Origin of the sequence: Frankia sp. QA3 (genome assembly GCF_000262465.1) — a bacterium.
GTDB lineage: Bacteria > Actinomycetota > Actinomycetes > Frankiales > Frankiaceae > Frankia.
Genome location: NZ_CM001489.1, coordinates 4,740,583 through 4,750,489, shown reverse-complemented (window position 1 = coordinate 4,750,489; position 9,907 = coordinate 4,740,583). Strand labels below are relative to the sequence as shown.

The window sequence follows — 9,907 nt, the reverse complement described above, 5'->3', positions numbered from 1 at the left end:
GGGGCGCGGCCGGGGGCGACGACGGGACGCCCCCACCCGCGGCGGCCCGGGTGGGGCCGGTGGTGCGCATGCGTATGGAGGAGGTCTTCCGCACGGCCGGCGTCCCCGACGTCACCTTCGTCGAGCCCACCGAGTACCTCGCGTTCCGGATCGCGCTGCGCTCGCCGGGGATCGGCGTCGTGCTGGAGGGGCCGGCCGGGATCGGCAAGACCACGCTGCTGCGCTGGGCGGCCCGCCAGGACGCGGAGCTCCTCGGCGGGCTGCGTACCTACACCGCGCGCCGGCCCGCCGACGTCGAGCGGCTGCGCCGGCTCCCCCAGACCGGTCACCGGGGCGTGCTCGCGGTGGACGACTTCCACCACCTTCCACAGGACGTCCAGCGGGCGCTGGTCGACCACATGAAGCGGCTCGCCGACGCCGCCGACCCTCCCGGCAAGCTCGTCATCATCGGGATCCCGGACACCGGGCGCGGGCTGGTGGCGCGCAGCTCCGACATCGGCCTACGGACGCGGGTGTTCACCCTCGGGTACGCCGGCTACGACCAGGTCCTCCAACTGATCACCAAGGGTGAGGTGGCGCTCAACATCAGCTTCGACGCGAAGGCGGAGATCGCCGGCGCGGCGGGCGGCAGCCTCGCGACGGCCCAGTCGCTGTGCCAGGCGGTGGCCGCCCTCGCCGGGATCGAGGAGACGATGCCCGGCGACCGCCCCGCCGCGGTGCGGGTGGACCTCGCCACGGCTCGGGCCTGGGCGATGCGCCAGATGCGGTACTTCGAACCGGCCATCGAGGCGTTCGCCGCCCTGGACCGGCCGGACGAGACGGCCTGCGTCGAGCTGCTCGCGGAGCTCGCCGCGTCGCCGACCGGCACGGTCACGCTGGACGACGTCCGCCGGCGCCGGCCGGCGCTCGACGGGACCATCGGCCGGGTGTTCGCCCGGCCCGGGCCAGGGTTCGGCCCGCACGGCGAGATCGGCCGGTACTTCCACTACGACGCGCGCAGCCGCCGGTTGAGTGCGGACGATCCTCAGCTCGTCTTCTACCTACGGCATCTGGATCGAGCCGCCCTGCTGACCGCCGTGGGTAAGCAGGAGGCGAATCAGCGGCAGTCCGCCTTCGTCTGTTACAGCCATCGGGACTCCTACTGGCTGGATCGACTGCTGGTGCATCTCAACCCGCTGGAACGGGCGGGCGTCCTCGACGTCTGGTCGGATCGCCGGATCGGTCTCGGTGACGACTGGCGGCGGCGGATCTCCGACGCGCTGAACGCGGCACGCTTCGCCGTGCTGCTGGTGAGCGCCGATTTTCTCGCCTCGGAGTTCATCCGCACCGTCGAGCTGCCCCGGCTGCTCGCGGCCGCCGAGCGGGGCGGCTGCCGGATCCTGCCGGTGCTGGTGAGCGTGAGCCAGTACGAGGCGACCCCGGACCTGGCGCGCTACCAGTACGCCAATCCCGGCGGCAAGACCCTCAAGGCCCTCGACGAGGAGGCCGCCGAGGAGGTGCTCGACGGCGTGGCCCGCGTCCTCGCCGGCCTGCTCGACCCCCCCTGAGCCGCCGCCGGTGATCCGTCCGGGCGGGCGATCCGTCCGGGCCGGCGAGCCTCGGCTGGCGAGCGTGGGGGCTGGACTCAGGGCGCGGTCCGGCCGGCGTCCTCCTCGGCCTCGCGGGCGGCCCGTTCGAACAGCCGGGCCGCCCCCAGCACGTCCTGGTTGCGCTCGTGGATCGTCCCGGCGGTGATCAGGTCGCCGGCGGCCTCGGCCTCGAGCGCCTCATCCCGCCAGGACCGTTGTACGGCCGGCACCCGGCTGCCGGCGTTCCACCCCAGCAGCCGGCGCAGCGCGCCTCGGCCCAGCCGTTCGCGAGCCCCCGACCGTTCCCGGGAGCCCGGCTGCCCCTGGGTGGACGCGGTCCCCGCCGACCCGGCGCCGGGTCGGCGCGCCGCGGCAGAGCCCTCGGCCTCGCCGCCCGGCTGCGCGCCGCGTGCCCAGCTCTGGTCGCCACCGGCTGTCGGTGCGCCATGCGTCCCGCCACCGGCCGCGCCACCGCCGGCGCGGTCCCCGCCGCCGCGGTCCCCGCCGGGGGTCCCGGGCTGGGCGGTCGCGCCCGGACCGCCGGCCGGATCCCCGCTGCCTGCCGCGGCCAGGGCGTTCGCCGCCTCCTCGGGCAGTTGCAGGTCCACCGGCGGCAGCGGCCCGACCCACAGCGACCACACCGGCTCCCGCCGGCGCAGGTCGAACACGACGATGCGGCCGGGGAGCAGGACGACCGCGGCGTCGCGGCCCGCGCCGAACAGCGCCGCTCGCGCGGCGGTCGGCAGCCGCGGCCTCGTCCGGTGTCCCAGCGGCAGGTACACCAGCCCGGGACCCACGCAGTAGAGCGGCTCCCCGACGGGCAGCCGTTCGAGGTCGCCACCCGCCGCCAGCAGCAGATGCTGGTTGCGGCCGCGTACCACCTGAAGGTACTCGGCGACCGGATGGCCCTCCAGGACGAGCGCGGCCGTCGCCAGATCCCCGTCGTCGAGGAGCACCGCGTCGACGGTCCGGCCCGGCGTCGGCCCGGGGACGACGCTGAGCACCGGCGGCCGGATCTCCGCGTCGGAGGTGGGTTCACCGGCGGGTTCGAGGGTGGCCCCGAGACCGAGCTCGACGAGCGCCGAGCTGTCGGTCGGGGCGGACAGCGGCCGCAGGCGCCAGCTGCCGAACGGCTCCCGGGCGAGCAGCCAGCTGCCGCCGCCGACGGTGCCGGCGAAACCGGCCTCCAGCAGCTCCGGCGGGGCCGGCGACATCCAGCCGTACTGCACGAGGACGGACGCGGCCCGACCGACCCGGCGGCACAGCACGCCGGTGCGCAGCCGGGCCAGGGCGTCGAGCAGGGAAGGCGGCAGCGTCCCGGCCGTGGCACGCAGCGTCACCTCGATCAGGAACCGCCCGGTGCCGGACCGGTCCGTGGATCGATCCGCGTCGGGCGGCGGTTCGAGGTCGGGCGGCGGTTCGAGGTCGGGCAGCGGTTCGAGCTCGACCGGGCGGTGCGTGACGGCGAGCCCGAGGTCCAGCGCCCTTTGCACCACGGCCGTCGCCGCCAGGCCGGGCAGGATGATCACGGTCTCGCGCAGCTGCGGTGGCCGCTGCGGGCGCAGTCCCGCGGCGCGGACGACCTGGCCCAGGCTCACGGCGCGCAGCGTCGATTCGTCGACCGCCTCGACGGCGTCCCGGGGGCGTGGGACGGCGGGTGGCCGCCCCCAGCCGCGGTCACGCAGCAGGCTGCCGCGCGCGGACACGAACAGCTCCCCGCCGTACAGGCCCGTGAGTTCGCGGGCCAGATCGAGATCGAGCTCCGCGACGGCCCACCACGACCCCGCCCGGTCACCCCGGAAGTGCTCGCCGGTGAACCGGGCCGCGGCAAGCTGCCCGAGGAAGGCGAGCAGGCCGGCCGGGGAGGAGAACCGGGCGCCGATCCGCCACGGCCAGCCGGCCGGGTCGGTGCCCGGCAGGGAGCCGGTGGCCTCCGGCCGTCCCGCCGAGACCCGACCGTCGGCGGCCGTCACCCCGCTGGGCCGCGAACCCGCTGTCGCTGAGGGCGCTGTCGCTGGGGGCGCTGTCGCTGGGGCAGTCGGTGTCGGAGGTGTTGTCGCCGGGGCCGAGACGGCGGGCGGGGCGGGCGCGGGTGGGGCGCCGGCAGCCGGATCGCCGGCGCTGCGCACTGGCCCGGTCCTGGCGGGCGCGAGTGGCGGGAGGTCCCCCGCGGGGGAGCCTGCGCGCCCGGCGGAGCCGCCGCCGGCGGTGATCGGGGTGGTGGAAGGGTCGGCGATGCCGCTCTGGCCGGGGGCCTCGGGCGGGCGGGCGGCCCGCGCGGGATCCTGGCCGTGACCGGCGCGGTCCGGCGGTCCCTCCGGGGTGTCGAGCGGTTCGATCTGCTGGAAGACGCGTGGCCGTTGCGGCGGGCGCCGGGCGTTCTGCGAACTCATTGTCAGTGTCAGTCCTGTCCGTCCACGGTCTCCCCGGGCCCGGCGGCGGGATCGGGCTGGCGGACGACGTGCAGCACGAGATCCCCCCGCCCGCCGCCGCCGCGGCGCACCGCGCCGTGACCGCCGACGGTGACCAGGTCGCCGTCGGCGGTGCCGGGCGGCACGACCGCCTCGACCGAGCCGTCGAGCGTGGGGACGACGCGGGTCGTCCCGAGCTCGGCCGCGGCGACCGGTAGCACGAGGTCGCTGTGCAGGTCGTCGCCGCGGCGCCGGAACACGGGGTGGGGCAGCTCATGGATCCGGATGTGGACGTCGCCGGGCGGCCCGCCGCCGAAGCCGGCGTCCCCCAGGCCGCCGTAGCGGATCTGGTTGCCGTCCGGCACGCCGGCCGGGATCGCGATGTCCAGCGATCGCCGCACCCGGATGCGGCCCTCGCCGTGACACCGGGCGCAGGGATCGTCGATGAGCACCCCGGTGGCGGCGCAGTGCGGGCATGGCGGCCGGTCCCCGGCGTCGCCACCGGTGTCGCGCAGCCGGCCCCCACCCCCGCACGGGCCACAGGTCGTCGGCGTGGTGCCGGGCCGCGCCCCGAGACCTGCGCAGTCGGGGCAGGTGGCGGCGACGTCGACCCGGACGACGCTGACCGCGCCCAGGGCCGTCTTCGCCAGGGGCATCGGTAGCAGGATCTGCGTGTCGTCGCCGCGTGCCGCCCGGCGGGGATCGTGGTGGGTCCCGGCGACGTCGCTGTCGCCATCCCCAGCGGCGCCATCCCCAGCGGCGCGGGCGCCGGGGGAGGCGGCCCCGGCAGAGGCAGGGGTGGCGCCGGCGGGCTCATCGCGGCCGAGGTTGCGGCGGTCGGACGGGTCGCGGTCCGCGGCGCCGCCGGGTCCGGCCGCAGGCAGGCCCGCCGCGACGGTCGCCCTGCCCACCGGCTCCGGCAGGATCAGCGTGGTGTGCAGGACCCGCTCGGCCCAGGCGCGCCACCGCTGTTCGGCGCCCGGGTGCCCGGCCCGCACGGCCGCGGCGAACAGCAACGCGACCTGGTCGTAGCGGTGGACGGCCGCGGCGACCTCCACGGCCCGCGCCTCCAGCTCCACCGCATGCGCGGCGTTGATCCGGCCGAGCTGGGCGCGGACCTCGGCAAGTACCGGCAGGACCAGCGGGGCCGCGTGGACGTCGACGGCCACGCTGCGGGCGGTGATCAGGCGGTGGACGAGGGCCGGGTCGGGCGGCGGCAGCACGGTCGAGGCGTCGCCGCCCCCCGCTCGCAGTGTCCGGAACCAGGCCAGCAGCGCCAGCTCCGTCCGCCGCCACCCGGCGCCGAGGGGGATGTCGCCGGCGGCCGCGGCCCGACCGGTCGCCTCCCGGGCGCGGACGATTCCGGCGACCAGGTCGGCAAGCGGTACCGCGACATTACGGGTGACCTCCTCGCGCCGCGCGTCGAGGAAGCCGAGCAGCTCCTGGTGCTCCCGCGCCGGCTCGGCAACCGCGTTCAGCCGGGCGCCGGCGTCGAGCAGCTCTGCTGTCACGAACGTCGCGACCCCGTCCGGTACCGGGGTTCCGGTGCGCGCGGGCGGCGGCGCCGCACGGGCCCGTGCCAGCATCCGCTCGGTGGCCGCCGGATCGCCGATGCGCGCCGCCAGCAGCCAGGCGGCGTTGTCGAACAGCCCGGCTCGGACGTAGGCGTCGACGGCCTCCCGGTACAGCTCGACCCGCTGGTAGAGCACGGCGGCCCGGCGGTGCTCCCCGGCGTCGTCGAAGCAGCGGGCCGCGTCGGGGATCGCCTCGGCCTCCAGGTAGCGTTCGCCGGCCCGGCGCAGCAGGTCGGCACGCACCAGGCCCGCCGGCGCCGCCCGGCCGGTGGCGCGCCCGCGCCGGTCAACCATCGCCGAGGCCGTCGAGGTCGTAGCGTTCCCGGTACAGGCGGATCGCCCCCTGCTGGGCGCGCTGCACCTCGCCGAGCTGCTCGCGCAGGTCGGGATGGTCGCGGCGCAGCTCGACGGTGAGGCGACGCAGCCGGCGCAGCAGCTCGCGGTGCTCCTCCGGGGAGCCTACGGTGTCGCCCTCGCGGGCGAGCAGGCGCAGCTGCTCCTGGATGTCGGCCCGCACCACGGCCTGGTGGCGCACCGTGCGGCCCGGTTCCCGGACCGTCACCGCATGGTCGATCATGATTCGCCGGATCGAGGGTTCGTCGCGTGGGTTGGCCCACAGGTGCGCCAGCGTCGCCAGATCGTCCAGTTCGGCTCGTGCCCGCCCGGCGAGCAGGGCCGCGGCGGCGAAGGTCCGCTGCGCCCGCACCGCCCGGCGGTCCGAGAACACGATGCCCTCGGCCCGGAAGGCGCGCAGGATCCGGGCGTAGACGTCGCGGATCCCGCCGAGGTCGACCGTCGACACGGCGTACTGCAGGCGGCGTAGCTCCGCGGCCCCGAAGGGGACGTCGCCCGCCCCGCCGGCGGCGTCGCCGGAGCCGGCGTCCGCGGTGGCGGCCCGGATCGCCGCGCGGTCCTGGCGCCAGCCGACGTCGAGGACCTGCTCGATGACGTCGTCCGGCACGTAGTCGAGCTGGCAGCGCAGCAGGAACCGGTCGGAGAAGGCCGCCAGCAGCGGATCGTCCGGGATCTCGTTGGACGATCCGAGCAGCGTCACCAGCGGTGCGTCCTGCACCCGCGAGCCGTTGTGGAAACGCCGCTCGTTGATGAGCGTGAGCAGCGAGTTGAGGATGGCGCTGTTGGCCTGGAAGACCTCGTCGAGGAAGGCGATCTCGACATCCGGCAGCATGCCCTTGGTGTTCACCCGGTAGACGCCGTCGGCCTGCAGCCGGCGGATGTCGACCGGCCCGAACAGCTCCGCGGGCTCGGTGAACCGGGTCAGCAGGTAGGTGAAGTAGTCCGCGTCGAGCATCCGGCGGAACCGGTCCAGCAGGCTGGTCTTCGCCGTTCCGGGCGGGCCGATGAGCAGCATGTGCTCGCGGCAGAGCACCGCGAGGCCGAGCAGGTCGACCGCCTCGTCCCGGCCGACGAACTGCTCGCGCAGCTCATGCAGGCGGAACCGGAAGGTGTTGGCCAGCGCCCGCAGTTCGAGATCGAGGACGGCGGCGGTCACCGCCGGACCTCCGCCTCGAGCTCCACGGCGGTCCCGGCCTCGCGGGCCTCTCCGGCCAGGGCGGGGGAGTCGGGGGCGGTGGCCGGTGTCAGCCGCCCCATGAGCGTGCGGTCGCGGCCCGCGCGGCGCACGCCGATCTCCTGCCCGCGGCCGACGTCGCGTTCCTGCTGAGCCCGGCGCAGCGCGCCGACCAGCTCCCCGAGCCGGCGGGCATCCGCCGCCCGGGGTGGGCGGCCCACCAGCTCGTCGGCGCGGGCGTCGCGGAAGATGGAGCGGATCTCGTCGCCGTTCATCTTGTCGGTGGCGTCGGCGATGGCGTCGAGCAGCCGCCCTGACAGCCGCCCCGCCAGGCCGAAGTGCTTCGCGTGCACCTCGGCGATGCGCCGGCGGGCCTGCTTGTCGGGCAGGTCGATCTTCACCGGCCGGAACCGGCTCGGCCGCAGCAGCGCGTCGTCGATGAGGTCGATCCGGTTCGTCGTCCCGATGATCAGTACCGGCACCTCCGGCCGGAAGCCGTCGAGCTCGGTGAGCAGCTGGGCGACGACCGCGTTGCCGGCCCGGCTGCCGCCGTCGTCCTGCCCGCTGCGCTGTGCGGCGATCGAGTCGAACTCGTCGAAGACGATCACCGTGGGCGCGTTGCGCCGGGCCTCGGCGAACAGGTCTCGCACCTTGCGCTCGGACTCGCCGACGTACTTGTCGGTGATCTCCGGGCCGGACACGACGAGGATGGTGGCGTTGAGATGGTTCGCGATCGCCTTGGCGAACAGCGTCTTGCCGGTCCCCGGGGGCCCGTGGAAGATGAACCCGCGCGGCACCAGGTCGTGGCGCAGCTCCTCGGGCAGCTCGGCCGCCCCGCCGACGATGTCGAGGGCGCGCGCCAGCTCCGCCTTCACCTCGTCGTAGCCGCCGATCTGGTCGAAGGTCACCGTCGGCACCTCGAACGCGCTCGACGTCTTCGCCTTGAACGTGCGCAGCTCGTGCAGCAGATCGCCGAACGTGGGCGGGTTGGCCGAGCCGAGCGCCGGCCGGTGCTGGTGGTACGCGAAGCGGACCGCATGGCGCAGCCGGACCGCGTTGAGCCCGGCGACGTACTTGTACAGCCCGGCGTCGTCGAACCCGCCGAACAGGTCGGCCTCTTCCCGGGTGACCAGCGCCCGGCCGACCGGCACCCGTTCCCGGCGGTGCGAGGCGACGTCGCGGGGCAGGATGTCCACGGCCAGCCGGACCGCGAACCGGTCCGCGAGCACCTCCGGGATCACCAGCGACGGGTCGAAGAAGCCGAGCAGGATGCAGTCGCTGCGCTCGTACAGCACGTCGGTCAGCTCCCGGGCCTCCGGGGTGAGCGTCGCGTCGCTGTTGCCGGCGAGCAGGTCCAGGTGGGGGACGACGACGACGTCGTCGGCCTTGGCGTCCTGGACGGTCTGCTGCAGGGCGGCGAGCTGCTCGGCGCGCCGGCCGCCCGCCGGGTCGACGAGGCCTCGCGCCCCCGGCGCCGCCGCGGCCGGCCGGACCTGACGCAGGTTGCGGCCCGAGCGGCCGGCGATCTCCGCGGCGAGGTGCTCGACGAGGAGCTTCTCGCAGCGGATGAGCACCGACAGGTTGCGATCCAGGTAGGCGGCGGCCCGGGTGATGTCGGGGTCGTGCGCGATCGCCACCGCCCGCCGTTCGGTCAGGTACTGCGGATGGTCGTCCTCGGCGGCGACGATCGTGATCTGCCGCTCGGCCGCCGTGACCGCCGACGGCCTGCGCGCCGCACCATCGCCGTCGCCCGCTGAGCCGTCGCCCGCGGGCCCGTCGCCCGCTGAGCCGGCGTCCGGAACAGCGCTGTTCGGGGAGCGGCTGTTCGGGGAGCCGCCGGGGTCGCCGCCGCCGTCCGCGGCCCGGGCGGCGCCGAGCTCGGCCAGGGCGGCACCCGGCGGCCGGTAGAGGGGGGTCTGCGGCCCGGGCTCCACCAGCTGCAGGGCGAGCTCCACCACCGGGATGTCCAGGTGCGCCGTCTCCAGCGGCTGCAGGCACAGCGCGGGATGGCCGGCCAGCAGTTCACCCAGGGTGAGGGTGGGCTCGTGCACCTGGCTGTCGAGGTAGCGCCGGCGGAAGGCGGCGAGGTCGAACGGCGCGACGGTCAGCGTCAGCACGGTGGTCAGGTCTCCTACTCCAGGCGGGTCGACCTCGTCGGGTCCGGTCGGCCACGCGGGCCCGCGATCCGGGCGGCCGGTCGTTCGGGCGGGTCGTCGTCAGGACCGGCCGACGCCATAGCGGGCCACGAGGTCCAGGGCGGGCCGGTGATCGGTCAGGTAGGGCCGCGCGCGCAGCAGGTCCGGGCTGCGGCGGTCGAGCACGGCCAGGGGCAGCCAGAACCGGATGAGCGCGAGCGACTCGGCGCGCCGGATCCCGCCGCGCAACGCACGCACGGCCCGGTCCAGCAGCTTCGTCCACTCCTCGGCGTGCCGCAGCCGGGCGTTGACGTAGGTGTCCAGTACGGCGTCGGGATGCGCCGGCAGCAGCGCGATCAGCAGCGAACAGCGCCAGGCCAGCACCGCCGGGTCCAGCACCGGCGCCGCCAGCGTCCCGGCGAGGACCTGCGCCCCCCGCGGCCGGGTCAGCAGCAGCCGCGCGGTCTCCACCGCGAGCGTCGCGCCGGCGGGTCCCCGTCCCCGCGCGCCCGGCGCCGCGCCGGCGCCGGGCACCGCCGCGTCGGCCTCCCCGCCGTCCGGCCGGTACAGCACCGCGGTCAGCGGCGATCCGCGCAGCAGCGCCGAGAGCAGCGGCCCCGGCAACGGCGGCGTCATCCGTCCCGCTGCACCGCCCTGGCCCTCCGGGTTGCTGGGACCGTCCGGGTTGCTG

The 9,907-nt window shown here is 76.1% G+C and carries 5 protein-coding genes and 1 pseudogene; 1 reads left to right on the top strand and 5 read right to left on the bottom strand.

Features of this window, described 5'->3' with window-relative positions:
• Window positions 1–1,547, top strand: a 1,547-nt coding sequence (locus FRAQA3DRAFT_RS19510; protein WP_009740772.1) for a TIR domain-containing protein, incomplete at its 5' end; no start/stop codon positions are given.
• A 77-nt stretch (window positions 1,548–1,624) separates the two neighbouring features.
• Here FRAQA3DRAFT_RS19510 and FRAQA3DRAFT_RS31690 read toward each other — a convergent pair.
• From FRAQA3DRAFT_RS31690 to FRAQA3DRAFT_RS19485, 5 genes and pseudogenes are all read right to left on the bottom strand, one after another.
• Window positions 1,625–3,541: a hypothetical protein gene (locus FRAQA3DRAFT_RS31690; RefSeq protein WP_051054403.1), complete on the bottom strand. Its 1,917-nt coding sequence runs from the start codon at window positions 3,539–3,541 to the stop codon at window positions 1,625–1,627.
• A gap of 428 nt (window positions 3,542–3,969) precedes the next feature.
• On the bottom strand, window positions 3,970–5,847 hold the full coding sequence (locus tag FRAQA3DRAFT_RS31685) for a DnaJ C-terminal domain-containing protein (protein ID WP_009740770.1): 1,878 nt from the start codon (window positions 5,845–5,847) through the stop codon (window positions 3,970–3,972).
• The gene (locus FRAQA3DRAFT_RS19495) at window positions 5,840–7,063 is read right to left on the bottom strand and encodes an AAA family ATPase (protein WP_009740769.1); all 1,224 of its coding nucleotides are present in this window, start codon (window positions 7,061–7,063) and stop codon (window positions 5,840–5,842) included. The genes FRAQA3DRAFT_RS31685 and FRAQA3DRAFT_RS19495 overlap by 8 nt, the downstream gene beginning before the upstream one ends.
• Window positions 7,060–9,198, bottom strand: coding sequence for a 26S protease regulatory subunit (locus tag FRAQA3DRAFT_RS19490; RefSeq protein ID WP_009740768.1), 2,139 nt, complete (start codon window positions 9,196–9,198; stop codon window positions 7,060–7,062). Before FRAQA3DRAFT_RS19490 ends, FRAQA3DRAFT_RS19495 begins: the two co-directional genes overlap by 4 nt.
• 99 nt (window positions 9,199–9,297) lie before the next feature.
• Window positions 9,298–9,907 (bottom strand): annotated as a pseudogene (locus FRAQA3DRAFT_RS19485) (hypothetical protein); the annotation flags it as partial.